This is a genomic window from Bordetella genomosp. 10, from assembly GCF_002261225.1.
Taxonomy (GTDB): domain Bacteria; phylum Pseudomonadota; class Gammaproteobacteria; order Burkholderiales; family Burkholderiaceae_B; genus Bordetella_C.
Map to the genome: position 1 here is coordinate 2,773,100 of NZ_NEVM01000005.1, position 20,079 is coordinate 2,793,178.

At 68.5% G+C, this 20,079-nt stretch carries 4 protein-coding genes (1 of these 4 running past the window's edge); all 4 read right to left on the reverse strand.

Annotated features, from left to right (window positions below; translation table 11 throughout):
- A protein-coding gene (locus CAL29_RS28515) for a DUF4347 domain-containing protein (protein ID WP_094856243.1) crosses the window boundary here: on the reverse strand, positions 1–16,141 show its 5' end (the start). It extends 16,400 nt beyond the left edge of the window; only the first 16,141 of its 32,541 coding nucleotides appear in the window; the start codon lies at positions 16,139–16,141; its stop codon lies beyond the left edge, outside the window.
- Between the two features lie 140 nt (positions 16,142–16,281).
- On the reverse strand, positions 16,282–18,072 hold the full coding sequence (locus CAL29_RS28520; RefSeq protein WP_094856244.1) for a TolC family outer membrane protein: 1,791 nt from the start codon (positions 18,070–18,072) through the stop codon (positions 16,282–16,284).
- Positions 18,065–18,958, reverse strand: a complete 894-nt coding sequence (locus tag CAL29_RS28525) for a hypothetical protein (protein ID WP_094856245.1) — start codon at positions 18,956–18,958, stop codon at positions 18,065–18,067. Before CAL29_RS28525 ends, CAL29_RS28520 begins: the two co-directional genes overlap by 8 nt.
- A 60-nt stretch (positions 18,959–19,018) precedes the next feature.
- Positions 19,019–19,813: a SapC family protein gene (locus CAL29_RS28530; protein ID WP_094856246.1), complete on the reverse strand. Its 795-nt coding sequence runs from the start codon at positions 19,811–19,813 to the stop codon at positions 19,019–19,021.
- Positions 19,814–20,079: the final 266 nt, after the last annotated feature.

Consider the following 20,079-nt stretch of genomic DNA (forward strand, 5'->3'; position numbering starts at 1 on the left):
TCTTGGTGTTGCTGAAGTCGACCTGCGTGTTGGCCACCAGGTCGACCACGGGCGCCGACACCGTCGCGCCGGAAACGCGGGCGGTGGTGCTGTCGGTGGCCTTGTTCTCGGCCAGGCCCACGCCCACCGCGGCGCCGATGATGCCCACGGCGACGCTGACCTGGGTCAGGTCGATGGCCGATTGCACTTCCGTATTGGCGTGGATGACCGCGCCGTCGTAGCCGCCGGCGTTGCCGCCGCCCGTCACCTCCGAGGTGACGGTATTGTTGGTCGTGGTGCTCACCTGCACGCCGGCGCCGGCGCCGGAGAATCCCAGCCCGGCCGCGACGGATGCCGTCACGGCATCGAGGTTGTTGAACGCCGTCTTCTCGTGGGCCAGCACCTGGAGGGTGTTGTAGGCGCCGATGCCGTAGGTGTGGCCGCCGCTGTCGGCGGCGGTCCCGACGTAGGCGTGGACGATGTTGTCCGCGTGATTGTCGACCAGGGTAACGGCCACGCTCACGTTGACCGAGCCGGCGGGGACCAGGGAGAAGCTGGCCGCCACGCCATAGGTGCCGGACTTGAGGATGGTGCTGGTGTCGTCGGCGTCGACGAGCACCGAGCCCTGCTTGCCGTCCATGCCGGCCCTTACGTAGGACTGGTTTCCGATATAGGCGGTGGTCTGGGTGGCGAAATAATTGGACGTCTGGGCGCCCGAGCCGGCGGCGGCGACGCCGCCCGCGGCCGCCACGGCCAGGGAACCCGCGAAGTTGACCGAGGTCAGCGTTTCGGTCGACGTGGCCCGCACGTCGACGTCGCCCTTGGCCACCGTGACGCTGCTGTTGTCGATATAGGCCTTGGCGCTGTTGACCCTGCCGGTGCCGGCGCCGTCATCCGCGCCGAAGGTATTCCTGGCGAGCGACACGCCGATGCTGGCCGCCAGGCCCACGCCGGTGGCCGCGATGGAGAGCGCGCCGGTCACCGTGCTGATCGTGGCATGGTTGGCGGCATCCACCGAGACGCCGGTGCCGGCCGCCAGGGCCGACCCGTTCGAGACGCTCGCGGACACCGCGTTGGCCACCGTGTTCTGCGTCGACGCGCCCGAGCCGGTCACGGCAACCCCGCCGAGCGAACCCGACACCGAGGCGGCGACGACCGTGCCTTTCAGGGTGGCTTCTTCGTCGGACGTCACCGACACATCGCCCGCCACGGAGATCGTCGAATTGCCGATCGAGGCGCCGACCGTATTGGCGGAAATATTCTTCAGCGTGGCGGCGCCCACCGCCACCGAGCCGCCGCTCGCGGAGAAGCCCAGCGACGCGCCCACCGACGTGCCCGTCAAGGTGGTGGTGTCGGCGGCGCTGAGCGTGACCTTGGCCAGTTGCGCGCCGGCCGTGGCCGACAGGTTCGAATTCGAGATATGGGCGTCGACGGTGCCGAGCGCCTCGTTGTCCGCCACCGAGGCGCCGACCGCCACGGCCACGTTCTGGGTGGTGCCGGCCAGGCTGGCGCCGGCGGCGGTCGCCGTCAGGATGGACGTGTTGGTGGCCGTGACGCTCAAGCTGTTCGCCACGCGGCCGGTGCCGATACCGGCCAGGTTTTCGACGTAGGCCTTGGTGCCGGCCCTGGTCCGGTTGGTGGCCGACGACCCCGCGCCGGCGAGCACGCTGCCGTTGTAGGAAAAGCCCACCGCGGCCGCGACCACCACGCTCTCCAGCGTCTGGGAAGTGGTGGCGTCCACGGTGACGGCGCCCAGGTTGTCCGCCGTGGTGTTGGCGATGCCGGCGCTGGCGCCGGCCGCCGACGTGATTTCGTTGTCCGCGACGGATGCCCCGATCGCCAGGGACGGGCCGCCGACGCTGAAGGCCAGGCTGGCCACCACGACGGTCGCGTCGATCGCGCCCGTCATGCGGGCCTTGACCGACAGCGTATCGCCGCCGGCGCCCTGGACCTTGGCGCCGTTCATCAGCGCGCTGGCCGACGAACCGATGGTGTTGTACGCATTGGCGCCGCCGCCCGAGAAGGTGGCCGAACCGAGCCCGACGGCCACGCCGACCGACACCGCCACCGAGACGGTCTTTATCGTCGCTTCGCTTGCCGCGTCTATCGTGATCGAGGGCGTGTTGACGAAGCCGACGCCGTCGACGCCGGCCACCACCGTATTGGCGACCGAGTTCTGCCCCAGGGAGGCCGCGACCGACAGGCTCGCGGACACGCCCAGCGACACCGCGACGCTGATCGCCACGGCCGCGATGGTGCTGTTGATGTCGGCGCGGTCGCCCGCCTCGACGTCCACGCTCGACGCCTGCCAGCCATGGGCCTGGCCGATGTCGGTGATCCTGGCGCTGATGCCGGTGGTAATGGCGTTGACCGCCTGCGCGCCGGCGCCGGCGCCCGACAGGCCGATGCTCAGGCCGTCGACGATGGGCGGCGCGTAGCCGACCGCCACCGCCACCGCGCCCGCCACCACGACGGCATGGATGCTCTGCTGCCGGTCGACGCTGCCGTCGCTCTTGAGCGTGTAGTTGCGCGCCGTGATCGTGACCGCGCCCGCCGTCATGGTCGTCGTGTCGACCAGGGCCGTGATGGCGTTGACCGGCTTGGAGCTGCTCAGCGCGACGATGTTGCCGCCGCTGTCGACGTCCATGCCGATGGCGTTCTGGGCGATGGACACGCCGATGGCGGCCGAGGCCGCGCCGTACTGGCTGACCGACACGGCCGCCGACATGCCCAGCACCACCGCGTCGATGCCGGACAGGCCCAGCGCGTTGACATTGACCGCGCCCTTGTCGGCGCCGCTCACGGTATCGATGGTCGAACCGGTGACCTTGGCGGTCACGTTGCCCGAGATGACGTTGCGCGCCAGCGCGCCGCCGCCGCCGATGGCGGCATTCACCGCGCCGCCGGCGGACACCGCCACCGAGGCGCCCAGCACCACCGCCAGGATGGAGGCCTGCTGCGTCGCCTGCACCGTCACGGCCTGGCCGGCCGTCTCGATGACGCTGCCGGACACCGCGGCCGACACCGTGGTGTAGACCTTGTTGACCGCGGCGCTGACGCCCACGGCCAGGGCCACGCCGGCGTCGCCGGCCTGCACGGCCACCGAACCGCCGATGGCGATGGCGTCGATGCGGGAATGATCGACGGCCGAGACCGTCACCGTCGCGCCGCTGCCGCTGGTGCGGATCTTCGAATCGTCGACGTGCGCGGATACCGTGGTGCCGATGCTGGACATCGCCACCGACACGCCGATGGAGGCGCCCATGCCCACCGCGCCGGCCGACACGGCCACGCCCAGGGCGCCGGCCACCGTCACGATGGAAGCGTCGTTGCTGGCCGTCACGCTGACGGCGCCCTTGTTGCGTTCGTCCGTCCCGGGGGTGCTGGTGTCATCCACAGGGGTGTCGACGTTCTTCAGGTAGGCCTCGACGCTGCCGCTGATGTCGTTGCCGCTGCCGGCGCCCGCGCCCGCGCCGGCGAAGCCCGTGCCCGCGGCGACCGCGGCCGCCACGCCGATGGACACCGACACGATGCGCGACGTGTTGGTCGCCGCGACATCGATGCCGTTGGCCGTCTGCAAGGTCGTGCGCTGGCTCGCGTCGCCGGCGCTGCTGCCGTCGATATAGGCGCGCGTGTCGTTGCCGACGTCGTTCTGCGTGGCCGAGACGCCCGCCGCGATGCCCGCGCCGTTGCCCGGCGAGACCGCCACGCCCAGGCCGCCGGCGACGGCCAGGATGTAGCCTTCGTCGTCGGCATGCACGGCGATGCCGGGGGTGCCGTCCGTCGCCAGCGCCTGGACCAGGCGCGCGTTGCGGATGGAAGCTTCGTTCTTGCCGCCGATGCGGTTCACCGAAACCGCGCCGCCCACGGCCACCGCCACCGTCCCCACGGCCACGCTGCCGGCCACGGTGACGTTGTTGATCTTGCCGCTGAACAGCGACGCCACCTGCACGTGGTTGCCCTGTATCGTGCCTTCGGTGTCGTGGATGCTGGCCGTGACGCTGTGCGACCGCGACGTGCCCAGGGGCGCGCCGCCGATATAGTTGTAGGACAGGCTGGCGCCGACCGCCACGCCCACGCCCTCCGCGCCCCCGCCCACCGCGATGGCGCCGGCCAGGCTGTTGATGACCGAGGTATCCCGGGCCCGCACGACGATGTCGCCGTCGGCCTTGACCGCCTGCGCGCTGGCGGTATTGGCGATCTCGGCCGTGATGCCGGTGGCGATCCAGTTCAGGGACGCCGACCCGCCGAAGCCCACGTTGGCGTCGGATGCGCCGACGGCCACGGCGCCGCTGACCGCCATGGCGGCGATCTGCGCGTTCATGCCCGGCGGCAGATCGTCCGGCTTGGCGAAGTCGGCCAGCACGTAGAGGTTGCCCGTGCTCGACAGCGTCGATCCGACGGCGCCGGCATGGATGGTGTCCAGCACCAGGTTGACGGCGAAGGCCATGCCCGCGGCCACGCGGCCGGACGCCGACACGGCGACGTTGCCGGCCAGGGTGTCGAGGTTGGCCGTGTCCAGCGCGGCGATGCGGATGTCGCCCGCCGTTGCCGTCACGGTGGAACCGGTGATCAGCGCGGAGACCGAATTCTCCAGTTGGCTGACCGCCACCGAACCGCTGATCGCCACCCCGGCGCCGCCGGCCAGGCCGACCGCGATGTTGTAGATGCTGGCGCTTTCCGTGGCCAGCACCTGCACCGAATTTGCGCTCACCACGGCATTCCTGATCGAGGCGGAGACCGTGTTGCCGATCTCGGCCACGCTGACCGAGGCGCCCAGCGCCAGGGACTTGCCCTCGTCCACCGCGATGCCCAACGCGCCGGCGGCGGAGACGATCCGGCTGTTGTCCTGCGCGGACACGGCAACGCTGCCGTCGGTGGCCGTCACCGCGGCGCCCGCCGCCGCGCCGCCGTTGTCGATATAGGCCCCGACATCCGCATGCGAGAGGTTGACCGCCACGGCGCCGGCGCCGCCGAAGGACTTGCCGCCGGCGCCGGCCACCGTGATGGCCAGCATGTTGTTCGTCAGGCCGTAGCCCTGGGTCAGATTGGCGATATCGACCGAGATCAGGCCATCGCCCGTGGTCAGGGTGCTGACCGTTTTCTGCAGGGTGATCCCGCCCGTGCCCGCCAGGGCGCCCAGGTGGATGGCGATGCCGTCCTGCGCGTCGGCCAGCGAATTCGCCAAACGGACGCTGTAGCTGCCGGTCCCGGTCGCGGCGTAGATGACGTAATAGCGCTGGCCATCGACCAGGCCGCCCACGGTGCTGCCGTTGCCGCGGTAGATCACCACGTCACCGGTCGCCAGCTTGGGATCGGCCGTGAAGGTCAGGCTGTTCTCGTTGTCGACCTTGCTGTTGGCGCTGCTGGCCGCCAGCGTGGCCGCGGTCGACCCCTGCTGGGTGATGGTGGTGCTCTGGGCGCCGTTGCCGTCGGTGGTGGTCTGCGTGCTCGACTGCGCGTGCGTCAGGTCGATGCGCGTGAACGACAGCATCGCATCGGGATTCACCGCGGTGGGATTGCCCTGGGCGTCCAGGACCCGGCTGCCGTTGGCGTCCGCCAGGTAGTAGCTGTAGGTACGGGTGACGCTGTCGAAGACGCTGACATAGGGCAGCGTGGACAGGGTGACGGCGGTGCCGTCGACGTTCTTCAGCTTGATCGTGGTGGCGTCCACCTTCTCGACCACGTAGACGTGGTTCTCGGTGAGCCCCTGCACGACGCCGTTGGCGCCCAGGTTGACGACGACCATGTCGCCGGTATCCAGGCCATGGGCCTTGGGCAGCGTGATGCCGCCGTCGCCATTGATCAGCGCGCCCGCGGTGTTCTGCACGGAGAAGCGCTGCAGGGCGTTGCCCACGGTGGCGCCGCTCAGGTCGATGACATGGCCGGCGGCGTCGCGCAACTGGAAGCTGGTCTGGTCGGCGCTCAGGTTGTAGACGTAATAGGCCACGCCGACTTGCAGGGCGTCCGCGCCGTTCCTGACGATGCGGTTGGCGAGAACGTCTTCGATCTTGCCGTCCTTCAGCGAGCCGCTGTAGACGACGATCGAACCTTCCTGCAGGCCGGTGAAGGCGGTGCCTAGCTGGATGGTGTTGGTGGCCTGGTTCACCGTGACCGTCGTATCCACGCCGTGGTACGGCTGCAGATTGACGCTGGTCGCCTCCTGCATGCGCACGTGCGCGAACTGGATGCCGGCCACGTCGGCGACGCTGGCGAATTGCAGCGCCAGGCCGCGCATCGCGTCTTCCTGGGTGGCGGCCAACTGGATCCTGGCGCTGCCGTCCGTCGTGGCGACGCGGATGATGTAATAGATGCGGTCCGACTGCAGCGTGCTGCCGTCGGCCAGCGTGATGTTGGCCGCGCCGGCATTCACGTAGATGCCGTCGCCCGTGCTCCAGCCGGCGAATTCGTCGCCCGAGGACGTGCCGGTGCCGACCGGCAGCCCGGCGCTGCCGGTGTCGTCCTGCGTGCCGTTGATGATGGCCGCCGCCGTGCCCGTGAAGGTCAGCGTGCTGCCGCCCTGGTCGACGTGGATGTCGTTGGCGCCCACCGCCAACTGCGTGCCGTCGCTCAACTGGGCATTGCCGCCCGCGGCGAGCGGGTCGACCAGGCCGGCGAACACATTGACGTTGCCCTTGGCGGCATTGACGTCGCTCTTGTAGACGTAGGCCGTGATCGACGGATTGCCCGCGGCCGCGGTGCCGTCGTCGCCGTTGATGCCCACCGTCTGCACGGTGGCGCCCGAGTCGGCCAACTGGGCATTGTTCACGTCCAGCAGGTCGCGATTGAAGGGGTCGGCGCCCCCCATGACGTTGACCGCCAGGGCCAGGCCCACGGCGCCGCCATCGGTGCCGATCGCGCCCGCCACCGTGACGGCATACATCGCCGCGGCGTTGGAGGCATTCACCCGCACCGCGTCCGCGGCGTTGGAGAAGGCGGCCGATTGGCCGGCCTTCACCGTGCCGTCGGCGATGTGGGCATCGACCGCGCCCTTCATCACGTTGACGTTGACCGCGCCCGCCAGGGCGAACTTCTTGGCCAGCGCGCCGGCCGCGCTGATGGAGACCAGCAGCGGCGCCGAATGCGCCTCCACGTCCACCGCGCCGGCGACGTCGACGTCGGAAGACTCGACGATGGCGGCCACGTGCGAGGACGTCTGGTTGTAGCTGACCGAGGCGCCCACCGCGGCCTTGCCGCCGGTCGTGCCGGCCACGCCGCCGGTCACCGCGACCAGCGTGGTGTCGTCGTCGGCGTCGACATCGAGGGCCGAGGCCGTGATGGTGCTGCGCGTGGCGACCGTCTGGTCGGCGTTGTAGGTAGGCAGCACATAGGCGGCCACCGTGGTGCCGACGATATTGACCTGCACCGAACCGGCGCCGGCGAAGGTCGCATCGCCCAGGCCGATGCCGACGCCGAGGGCGCCGCCGCCCAGTGACGCGTCATCCGAGGCGCTGACATTGACGGCGCCCGCCTTGCCCGTATCCACGGTCGAGCCCTGGATGCCGGCCATGACGGCGTCGCCGATCTGGTTGTAGCTGACGGCGATGCCCGCGCTGATCTTCTTGCCGACGCCGACGGCGCCGGTGACGGCCACCAGCGTGGTCTTGTCGTGCGCGGTTACGTCGACGTCATGGTTGCCGGTGACGGCGCTGTCGGCCTTGTACTTGACCGTGCTGTTGAGCAGGTAGCTGTCGATTCGGTTGGCGACGATGTTGACCGTGATCGAGCCGGCGCCGGCGCTGCCCTCGCGGGCCATGCCGAAGGCGCCGGCGAGGCCGACCACCGTCTGGCCGGAGGTGGCGTCCACCGTCAGATTGCCGCTATAGGACAGGTCGGGAACGTTGACGATGCCCGCTTCGACCGTGCTGCTGCTGAGATTGACGGCCACGCCGGCGCCGACCGCCAGCTTGCCCTGCGACGTGGCGCCCGAGCCGGCCACCGTGACCAGCACGGTCGTGTCGCCGGCGGTCACGCTGACGTCGCGCGCCGTGACCTTGCCGGCCGTCAGGCGCGCGATGTCGGCATAGCCGACGTCGGCCACCGCCGCCGAACCCGCGATGGCGACGCCCTTCTCGCCCTTCGCCCCGGCCAGGCCGGCGGCGATGGTCACCGTGACGCCGGTGCGCTTGGCATCGAGGCTCAGGTCGGCGCCGACCAGCAACTGCGCGGCCGCGGCCACTTCGGCCAGCGCCTCGCCGCCCAGCATGTTCATGCTGTAAGCGCCCGCGATGCCGATATTCCCCTTGCTGCCGTCCGTGTTGGCGAATGCCGCCGAACCGGACAGCGCCAAGGCCACCGTGTCGTTGTGCGACTCGACGGTGGCGCTGGTGCCGATGGTGATCGTGACGCCCGCGGCGTTGATATAGGACTGCGCGTAGTCGTTGGAGACGTTCACCGCCACCGAGCCGGAGACGGCCAGGCCGCCGCTTTCCTTGGCCGGGCTGGACGATGACGACGCGCCGCCGCCGGCGGCCGACGAGCCCGCGTCCTGCGTCACGCTGTTCGTCTTGTCGCTGAGCTCGGCGAGGATTTCGCTCAGGCTCAACAGCTCGTCCGGATCCGCGGCGTCGCTGTGCGAACCGATGGACGTGTCGCTCTTGCTGCCCGGCGCCAGGGCGTCGAGGACGTTGGTGGAGCCGCTGCCGGCATCCCCGCTGCCACCGGTGCCGCCGCTTCCGCTGCTGCCGGAGCCGTCCGCGCCATCCGTCGCGCCGGCGGCCGGCGTGCTCACACGCGAACCCGCCACGCTGAAGCTGCCGATGAAGCCGGCGTTGCGGCTGTTGATCTCCAGGGCGTTGGCCGAGAAGCTGCCCGCCGGCGCCGCGCTCGGCGCACCGTCCGAGGCGTCGAGGAAGTCGCCGATCAGCGCCTGCGTCGAGCGCGTCACGACGTTGATGCCCACGCTCAGGCCTACGCCGACGGCCTGCGAGCCGGCGACGCCGCCGGACAGTACCCCCACGTAACTGGTGTCGTTGGCTTCGATGTCCGCCTTGCCGGCGGCGGACACCGTGGCGCCGCGCCCCACCTGGGCGATGGTCGTGCTGGAGATCACGTCGATCAGCAGCGCGCCGTTGATCGCGGCGTCCTTGGCCTGCCCGCCGGACGCGCCCATGTCCACCGCCACGACGTCGTTGCTGGCGGTGACATTGAGGTCACCCGAATAGATCCTGGCGGTATCGGAAATCACCGCCCGCGTATCGTGGGTCGCGACGTTCAGATAGACGCTGACGCCGATGGCCGAGCCCTCTTTCGACTCGCTACCGTAGTCAAAGCCGGCGAACGTGGGCTTGGCGAAGCCCTGGGCCGCGTTCTTGGCGCTGCTCAGGCGGCCCGTCACGCCGCCGCCAGGCGCGCTGCCGGACGACGTCTGCAGCGCATTCGCGCCGCCGATCGACACCAGGCCGGGCAGGATGATGTTGCCCACGAAATTCAGGCGCTGCGTGGAATTCTCCGTGTCCACGGTGACCGCGCCGGCCGCGCCCGTCGTGGGGCGCGTGTCGATGACGCCGTTCACCGTCGCGTGCGTGTTGGTGTCCTGCACCTGCACCGTGAAGGCGCCGGCCAACGCCAGCTTCTTGCTCTTGGACGTGGCGCTGGACCACGTGGACATGCTGTTGGCCGGACCGCTGCCGTTGGCGTCTATGGTGGATGCCAGGTTCTTCAGGAAGGCCTGGCCGTCGGTCTTCAACGCGTCGGCCTTGGCCGACAATCCGTCGGCGGCGCTGAAGTCGCCCACCATGGTGCTGAACGGCTTGTACAGGTTGTACAGCCACAGCTTGTCGGGATCGATCTGGTTGAGGGTCCTGGCCTGGACCGTCGCCGCCCCGCCGCGGGTGTTGATGGTGGCATTGCTGTTGACCGTCGCCTCGGTGGTGACGGTATCCACGTCGACCACCACCGCCGCCGCCGCGCCCAGCTTGGACGAGTCGCCGCCCGTCGCCACGGGCGTCTGGTCCGTGGTGGCGGCGTTCTTCTTCTTCAGGAAATCCTGCTTCTTCTGGATGGCGCTCTCGTCCACCCCGGACTGCACCATGATCCTGGGCGCGTACTCGGTGGTCGAGGTCAGCGTGACCGCGCCGCCGTCGGTATTCACGGTCGCCGCGCCGCCCGCGCCGCCGGTGCCGATGCGCGCTTGCGTATTGATGACGTTCATCGACATGCCGATGGCGCCGCCGACCTGGAAGTCGGTCTTCGGATTCTTGATCTCGTCCGCGATCTTTGCGTCGTTCTTGGCCTTGTCCTTGGCATCCAGCTTCGTCTTGTTGTCGCTGACGGTATCCGTGAAGCTCTTCTCGCTCTTGTCGCCGATCGACTTGAAGAAGGCGAGCGCGTATTGCGAGCCGGTGCCGAGCCCCTTCTTCGCGCCGGTCGTGATGGGCTTGACGGTCTTGCCCAGGGCTGCCGCCTTGCCCTGCGCGACTGCCGTGTCGCTGTAGCCGGAGGGCACCGCGGCGCGCCCGCCGAGGATGGCGCTCACGGTCAGCAGGCTGCCCCCGTCCTTCGCCTCGGCGCTGACCGTGACGGCGCCACCGCCATGGACGGTGGCGGCGCCGTCCATGTAGGCCTGGGTCGTCACCTGGTTGTAGAAGAAGCCGATGCCCACGCCCACCTTGGCGTAGCCTGCGCCGTACGTGCCGGTTTCACCGGCCGGCGCGCTGCTCGCCGACGGCGGTTGGCTGGAGGGATCGCCGGCATCGACCGTCTTGGTGTCGTCCGTCGAGGACATGCCGCCCGCCGCCGAGACCGAGATCTTGCTCTTCAGGTGCGTGACGGCGGAGATATCGATGGCGCCGCCGGTCGTGAGCACCGTGCCGGCGTCGCCGAGCGACGCGTACTTGATACCGGTCACCAGCGTGGCGCCGGCGTTGACGTGCACCGTCGACTCGCTGATCACCACCCCCACGCCCACGGACACCGCCGCGGGCACCGAATCGAGTTGGCTGGGCTTGATCTTCAGGCTGAGATCGTTGGTGACGTCGGACGTGATGGAGATCTTGCCCTGCGCCTGGATCGCGCCGTCGATCTCGATATGCGAGTAGTTCTGGATGACCCCGACGCCGGCCGACACCACCAGGGAAACAAGCGGGCTCAGGTCGAGCTTGGCGACGGTCTTGGACGAGATGGTCACGTCGCTGGCCGAGACCAGGCGCGCCAGCGCCGACACCGTGATGTCGGACTTGTAGGTGACGCCGGCGAAGGACACGAGCAGGCCGGCATTGTCGACGAAGGTTTCAGCCGCCTGCAGGGCCGAGTTGGTCTTGTCTTCCAGCGTCTTGAGGATGCCGGAGTCGCCGGCGGTCGAGATGGCGTTCGCGAACTTGTCGCCGTCGAGCTCGCTGGACACCGTGACGCCCGTGCCCGCGCTGTTCGTGGCCCACAGGACGGCCTTGTTGATGGTGATCGAGTTGGCCAGCGTGTAGATCTGCGCGAAGGCCGAACGGAAGGGCCGATACTGCTGCGCCGTGAGCGCGATGGCCCCGGCCTGCAGCGTCACCAGGGCGGCCGAGGCATCCGCGGCGCCTATCGTGATGTCCTGGCCGGAGATCGTCAGCGTCTTGCTGGCGTCGACGGCGATGTCCTTCAGGATCGTCACCGTGCCGCCGGTGATGGTGACGTTGCGGCCCGCCACCGACCAGGCCGTATCCAGCGTGCCGTCGCTGCCCAGGTCGACCTTGTAGTCCAGGCTGCCGGTGTTGGCGCCGAAATTGACGGCTTTCAGCGTGCCGCCGGCAGCCAGCACGCTGGACAGGTTGGTGGTCGCGTCTATCGAGACCAGGTTCACGATGTTGCCGGTCCCGCCCGCATGGGCGAGCGACACCGTCACCACGGCGCTATCGGCCGCCGATTGCGCGACCACGAAGGTCACGTTGCTGGTGTTGCCCTTGAGCGTATCCGCCGCGCCGCTGGTGGCCAGCGTGACCGCGTTGGTCCAGCCCGTGGCGTCCAGCGTCGTCGCCGTGGTGGCGCTGGTGGCGTTCACCGTGGCCGACGACATGCCGGCGCCGGCCAGCGTCACCGCGCCGACCTGGGTGGAACCCGACATCTGGTTGTAGAGCAGGCCGTCGGCCAACACAGCGCCGGTGGCCGAGTTCACGGTCAGCGTATTGCTGCTGGCGGCGGCGCTGGTGACGATGCGGTTGCCGGCGCCGGTGTCGTTGACGCCTTGGCCGTAGCTCACCACGAAGGCGTTGGCGCCGCTGCCCGAATTGATGGTGGCATTGGACCCCGCCAGCACGAACTGCGTGTTGTGCGCGATGCCGAGCGCAGCGCCGTTCAACACGCCGGCGCCGGTCGAATCCTGCTGCATCAGGCCGGACGAGATCAGGCCCAGCTCGTAGGCCGCGGACGCCACGACGACGTTGGCGGTGCTGACGTTGCCGTTCGCATCCAGCGTCGTCTGCAGGCCCGGCGTCACGGAGAACTTGCCGCTGAAGCCGGCGGCGATGGCCTCCTGGCTGTAGGCGATGCGCAGGCTGCCGTCGGCGTTCAAGGATGCCGTCAAGGCATAGAGGTAATCCCAGGCCGAAACCTGGTCGTCGGCGGCGAGGAGCTTGCCGTCGTTGGCGCCGCCCACGCCGATGCGCAGCGCCGTGCCGGCGCCGTCGGTGGCGATGCTGCCGTTGATGGCGTCGAGCACGTCCTGCAGCGTCTCGACGGCGTCCAGGCCGACGTCGACGCGAGCGTCGTTCGGCAGCATGAAGGTCAGCGCCGTGCCGGTCGCGTCCTCGTAGCCGGACGTCAGCGCCGACAGATAGGTCTTGGTGGTGACGCCGCTGAACTGCGTGGTGTCGACGGTGCTGCCCGCCGTGCCCTGCACCACGAAGCGGAAGTCGTTGACGTTGGTGAAACTGTCCTGGATGCCGCCCACGGTCAGTTGCGTATTGGTCAGCGCGACGTTCTTGCCGCCGGTCGACAGCTCCAGCGTATTGACCTTCGACGAGCCGGTCACCGTGGTGGCGTAGGCATTGCTGATGACGAAATAGTTGGACTGCCCGGTGCTGCCGTTCAGCGTCGCCGTACCCTTGAACGCGGAAGTATCGAGGTAGTTGGCATAGGCGCCGCCCCGCACCTCCACGCTGTCGATGTGGGTGAAGGTCGACTGGTCGGAGCCGTCCAGGTTGCGACTCAGCCACGTCTGCGCGCCGTTGTCGTAGAACTTGACGTAGGCAGTGTTGTTGTCGGCTGCCTGCTGGGCCGCGTATTGGGTTTCGTCCAGGCCGACGTAGCCGTCCGCCGCCACGATCAGCCCGGTCGTGGCGCCGGCGCCCGTGCCGCCCGTCAGCGCGTAGTTGCCGCCCAGCAGGACGATCTGGTTCTGCGTGTTGGCGCCGTTGCCGGACTTGATGGTGCCGCCATCGATCAATCCGCTTACCAATAACGTATAACCGCTGAAGGCGGAGGCGTCGATGGTGCTCGACCCCAGGCCGCCGTTCAAGCGCGCGCCGGTGAAGACGTGCGCGCCGCCGTCGTCGAACTGCAGCGTGTCATGCAGCGCCGGCGTGCTCGAGTAAGCCGTAATGCCGTCCGAGGCATAGGCGCCGGTCAAATCGGTATTGGTAAGCGTAAAGTTCCACTGGCCCGCTTCGTCCAGCACGTTGCTCGCGGCATCGTGCCTGGCGATCAGGGTGTTGTTGCCCTGGTAGCCGGTGAAGGTGTTGTTGCCCGTGCCGCCCATCAGCGTGTTGTCGCCGACGCTGCCGATCAAGGTCAGGTCGCCGCTGTAGCCGCTGCCGTCCAGCGTGACGCGGGTCGAACTGTTGTAGGCCGGGTCGGCGCCCGCCGTGTTGTCGATGGTGCGGTAATCCTGCAACGTCACGGCGCCGATGTTGACCAGCGTCACCTTGTCCTGGGTCGTGGCCCCGACGGGCGTATTGGTGATGGTCGCGCTGGTCCTGGAGCCCGTGAGCGTGGCGGCGGTTTCGTAGCCGTCGATGTACTCCGTGGCGCCGCCGGCCGCCAACGCGCCCGCCGAGCCGTAGTTGCCGACGACCCAGTCGCTGCCGCCGCCGCCGCTGACGCGGTTGGTCCCCGTGCTGGCGGCGACGGTGATGATGTTGTTGCCGGCGCTGCCGACGATGTCGTTGTCGTGCAGGCCGCCGGCGCCGATGACGTTGGCGATGCGGTCGACGCCCGCCATGCCGCTGGCGTCGTACAGGCCCGTGTCCTCGTCCCAGTAGGCGAGGTTGACCGTGACGTTGCTGTCGTAGGCCGAGTAGTCCAGCGTCGTGCGGTCGCCGTTGCCCAGCAGCACCTGCACGTCGAGGTTGTCGACCAGGACGGTGGCGCCGGCCATCGAATTGACGGTGCCGCCCGCGGTCACGCCCGCGCTCAGATAAACGCTGATGCCGCCGTCGGTATGTACCTGGGCGGTGAGGTCGGCGCCGGTGTATTGGGAGAGATCCAGCGTGTTGCCGCTCTGGCCGGCTTGCTGGGTGAGGGAGAAGCCGCTGACACCGTTGGCGACGACGTAGACGTTGTTGCCGCCGGAGCCCTTGATGACGTCGCTGTTGTTGTCGATGTAGACGGTGGTGCCGCCGACGACGGTGATATTGTTGCCGCCCTTGGTGGAGCCCTTCACCGCGCTGACGTTGCTGACCGAGCCGAAGCCGGTGGGCGCGGGCGGCGGGACTTCGTCGCCGTTGCTGTCGGCCGTCGGGCCGGACAGGTCCACGGTGACGCCGGTGGCGTAGCCGCTGTAGTCGAGTATGGTCTTGCCGGTGAGCGCCGTGCCGATCAGGTTGAAGGTCTTGTCGCCGATCTTCAACGACTGCGAGCCGTCGGCGGACTTGAACGACACGTCCACGTTGTGGCTGGTGGCCACGCCGCTGGTGTCGACGGTCGTGTAGGTGATGAGGTAGTGATCGTCGTTGTTGATGGTGACGGTGACGTCGCCCTTCACGCCGGAGAAATCCAGGGTGTTGTTGGTGTTGGTGTCGTCGCCGTTCTTGACCCAGACGCCGTTGGCATCCTGCTTCATGCCTTCGCGCAACTCGATGAAGACGGTCGACGCCGCCGTGGCGTTGTTGTCGAAGACGAAGGTGTTGTCGCTGCCATAGGCCGTCAGCGTGGCGCTGGTCGCCACCGCCGTCAGGGTGGCGCCGCCGTTCTGCGCGCCCACGGAATCGGCCATCAGGCCGTTCCAACTGGCGACGGTGAGCGTGGTCGCCTCGATGGCGCCCGTGCGATAGTCCAGCGTCCAGTCGCCGCCCAGCGCGGCGCTGCCCACCGTATGGGTAGCGGCCGCGACGTCGGCGCGGGTGATGGCGGACAGGCTGTTGACGAACTCGGCGCCGCCCCGGGCGCCCGCGACGCCGCAGCCGTACAGCAGGATGTCTCCCTGCGGCGCCAGCGCATCGCCCCAGGCCTTGAGGCTGTCCTTGTAGGAAGACAGGTCGTTCCTGTCGAGCACGGCGCTGCCCAGCTCCAGCGTGCCGGCGCTGCCATGGCTCATGATCTGCACGGCGCTCAGGTCGTGGTGCTGGCCGAGGATCTGCGTGATCTGGGCCACGCCGTCATAGCGGCTGTCCAGCACGACGATCTCGGTGTCATGGCTGCGCAGCACCTGGATCTGCGGACCGTCGCCCGTGGGCGTGGCCAGCGTCGTGCCCAGGCCCTGGGTCTTGCCGCTGATCATGCTGTACAGGCCCTGCACCAACTGGGCCGCGTTGTCGACCTTGGGGTCGACAAAGATGATCTGCCTGACCGCCGTATCGTCCGCGTTGCGGGTGTAGCCGTTGAGCTTGATGGGCGCGGCGGCGTCCTTGGCCTGCGGCGTGTCCTTGGCCTGCATCGCGTTCTGGCCGGGCAGCCAGGCCTTGGCGTCGCCCTGGCGGGCGGCCGTTTCCTTCTGGTACTGCTGCAGCGTCATGGACTTGCCGAGCTGCTTGGCGGAGCTGTAGGCCTCGCGCTCGACCAGGTAGGGATGGTTGCCCGGTCCCGAGGACGGGGCGTTGCGCGCCGCCTTGGCGCCGTGATGGTCGTTGGGCGCGACCACCGGGGCGTCCTGCGTCCGGGTGGGCGGGGGCGGCGGCACCAGTTCGGCCGACATCAGATAGCGGCGCTCCAGCGCTTCGAACAGAGGACGGCGGCGGAACAACGATCGCTGAACCTCGCGCGTGCCGCGGCCCAGGCCCAGATGACGCATCATTTTCTTCATGCTCATGGCATTGCTCTTTCGTTGTCTTCGTTCTTGCCGCCCGCGTTCGTCGCGCCGGCCTGGTCGACACCGCCGTCCGTCATGGCGGGTCTCGTCTCTTGTTCATTGCGCGCTGCGCCAGGGGCGCCGCGCGCCGCGCCCTGCCCTTACAGCACCGCGCGGCTGATGACCGCGATGTCCATGCCGCTCAACACGCCGGCGGCCTGCTTCAGCTTCAAGGTGTCCAGCAGATAGTTGTAGCGAGCCTCGGCCTGCTGCCGCTTGGCGTTGTACAGATTGCGCGTCGCGTCCAGCACGGCGACGATGTCGTTGATGCCCGACCGGTAGCCTTCCTGCTTCAGGTCCAGCGCCTGCTGGAAGGCCAGCACCGAACTGTCCAGCGCCTTGATGCGGTCGACGCTGGCGAGGATGCTTTGCAGCGAGGTCAGGACCTGGCGCTGCACCTTGCGCCGCACCAGGCTCAGTTGCGTCTGTGCCGTGCCCAGGCGGCTGGCCGCCGCGTGGCTCATGCCGTACGTGTAGCCGCCCTGGAACACGGGGATCAGCAGGTTCAACTGCGCGCGGGTGTCATTCACCGTGCTGCCGCCGCCGAACAGGGAGCCGCCGGTGTCGTTGCGGCCGCTGGAAACCTTGACGTTCAGGGTCGGCAGATAGCCCGCCTTCTGCACCGCCACCTCGCGCTCGGCCACCGACACTTGGGCGGCCGCGGCGCGGATCGACCAGTTCTGCTCCAGCGCCTTCTGCACCCACGCATCGGGGTTCAGCGGCTGGGGCACCACCGGTTCCAGGTCCTTGCGGATCGGCAGCAACTGCACGTCGCCGTAGCCGATGATTTCCTGTAGCGCCTGCTGCTTGTCGAACAGATCGTTCTTCACCAGCAGGTAGTTGGCGTCCTGCACGTCCAGGCGCGCCTGGACTTCGCTCACGCCTACCTGGGTCGCCTGGCCGGCCTTGAACTTGGCCTGCACCAGGTCCATCTGGCCGCGGGTGGTCTTGCGTTCCGCGTCGGTCAGGGAGATCTGGTCCTCGGCCGCCAGGATGCTCAGGTAGGCCGTGGCCGTGCGCAGCATCAAGTCCTGCTGGGCGTAGGCGAAGTTGGCGACTTCCTTGCGCTCGGCGTCCTGCGACTGGCGCCACTTCTGGAAGGCGGCCGGATCGTAGATGGGTTGCGTCAGGGTCAGCGCGTAGCCGTTGTCGCCCCACGAGGCGCGGCCTTGCTGGTAGACCGCGTTCTCGCTCTTGACCACGTTCTGGTTTTCACGGGCGTAATTGGCTTCGATGTTGATGTTGGGCAGCAGGGCCGCGCGGGCGGCGGTCACGCCATAGCCCACCGCCTGCATCTCGCCGTAGGCGCCGCGCAGCGTGGGATCGTTGTCCAGTGCCATCGCGAAGACCTGCTGCAGGCTCAGGGCTTCCGCGGTGGGCGGCTGCGCGGAGTCGTAGGCCTTCATCTTCTCCGGGTCGATGGCAGCCGGCGCCGGCGTGACCAGGGTTTCGTCCAGGCGCGGCGCGGGCTGGGTCGGCACGCTGTCCAGTTGCGCGCCGGTCCTGGCCTTGAGGAGCGCCTGGCTGCCTTGCGCGGACGCGGGCAGGGAAATGGTGTCGCTGGCGCCCTTGAAGCCGCCGCCGGTGTCTTCGGGCGCACCGCCCATGACCAGTTCGCCCGCGGCGGTGTGGATGCCCGGCGCGTTGTCGCCGGCCTTGCCGGCCTGCTTCGCTTCGACGGCCTTGGCGACCGTGTCGCCGTCCTGCTCCGACTCGACCTTCGTGCCGATGTAGTCCTTGCCGGGGTCGCTGCGGGGCGGCGCCGACGGCGCGCCGGTGCAGCCCGCCAGACCGACGAAGGCGGCCAGGATGGAGAGCCGCAGTCCCTGCCAAGGCGCGGGGACGTGGACGGGTTGTTGCTCGCGCTGCGCTTTTTTCTTGTTGTTAGTCATAGTAGACCGTCATGAATTCGTTGCCGTCCCTGGCACTGCCGGCGGCAAGGCTGTAGATGCTGCGGGGTTCGTCGGGCACAAAGAAATCGAGCACGTCGCCGGCGGCCAACGCGAAGCTGCCGGCCACGCGCAGCAGATCGGGGATGTGGGCGCGCAGCGGCAGGTCGGCGCCACGGAAGGTGACCGTGAAGGACTCGCGGCGCGTGTCGGCTTCGTCCACCTCCAGGAACATGAAGCCGGCCGGATCGGCGAGGCCGCTGGCCGCGCCGATGATGTCGGTGGCCACCGCGCGCACGACCGGGTTGCCCAGCCCGGCCAGGAACGGTTGCAGGTGGGCGTCGAACGCGGCGCGGTCTTCGAGGTGGCGCATGCGGTAGGTGGTGATCGCCGCTTCGCGTCCCGTCTCCGGGTGCCACTTGTAGCCGCAGCCCAGGGGCAGCACGCCGTGGCGGCGCAGCGCATCGGGCGCGGGCATGAATTCGACGTAGACGCGGTAGGTGCCGGCGCCGGCCGTGTCGGGCTCATAGGCGAAAAAGATGGCGCGCGCGTGATCCATGTCCTGCAGGATGCGCACCCACAGGCCTTGCGGGATGGCCAGCGCGCGCGGCAGCGCCGCGAAGTCGATGCCGCCCCAGTTGCGGCGGTCGAGGCCCAGCAGGAAGCGGTTGCCGACCAGGCCGGCCATGGAGAATTTGAGCGACCATTCGACGCCGTCGATCGGGCGGCCATGGAAGGCCGCGATCAGCCGGTCGGCCCATACGCGCTGCTCGCCCTTGAGGGTGTGCAGGGGGATGTGCAGTTCCGGGCCGGCGTCAGCGCCGGCATCCGCCGCGCCGGCGGCTGCCGGGGCGGTCACGGATGGCGTCAGGGTCGCTGTCGTCGGCATGGGGCGATTCGCGAACGGCTCTGGTGAGGGACGTCACGCGAGTCCCGGCAACGGCGGCAATCAGGCCGCGCTGGCTTCCTTGGGGGCGATGTCGGTCGACGACTCGACGTCCTTGCGGCTCTGTTCCTTCAGGCGGCGGCGCTCGTCCAGGCGCGCGGCCAGGCGTTGCACGTTGCCCAGCGAGGCGCGATGCAGCTCGATCAGGCGCAGCAGCCCGGAGCGGAACAGTTCGACGACGCGCTGGTCGTCCAGGCCGGCCAGCTTCTGGTCGTCCACGACCCAGAAGCCGCTCAGGTAATGGTCGCGGCCGTTCTGCGAGATGGTGATCGACTTGGCGACGATCAAGCCCAGCTCGTGCAGGCGGTTGGCCATCTTCTTGGTCAATTCCATCTCGTCCTGGAAGACACGCAGGAATTCCATCATCTGCGCCAGGTACGGCGTTTCCTTGTCGCCGTCGAACAGCGCGACGCCGTCCTGCTGGTTCAGGCCGGGATAGGACTCGTCGATGCAGACGGCCAAGCGGCCCTCGTCGTTGGTCGTGCCCAGGACGAAGGGATAGCGGCGCGCGAACGCGGGCACATACGCTTCGGGCGCCCAGGTGCCCTGGTCGGTGATGAACAGATTGCTCTTGTCTTCCAGGCCCAGCAGCACGGCGACGTGGAAGGAGCCGGGGCCATCGCCCACGAACACGATCGGGTAGTGGCGGCCGGCATCGGCGAACTCGCTGGCGGAAATCGGCAGCGCGTTCGTTTCACGGGCGAAGGAGTAATGGTCAGGCTGTATCTGGATTCGCGTATCGCGATGCGTGGCCCGGTCGAGGGCTACAGCGCGTTCATAGAAAACTGCTGCTGACATGTGCTTACTCTCCGCCTTTTTGATGGCACTATTTTGATACATCTAATCATGGTTTTTGGAAATTACGCAAGCCATTATGAAAATTGCATCAATTTTGAGGGGGTTCTGATGCAATGCGACATAATTTCCGAGTATTACCTGATGAGTAAAAACGCTCCTGGGGATTTGGGCGTGCATCGCTGAATATGCCCCCTTTTGGCGTACAAAAAAGGCGTATGACTGGGTTTTCCTGAGGTTAAAAACCAACAGCAGAGCAAAGAGACGTC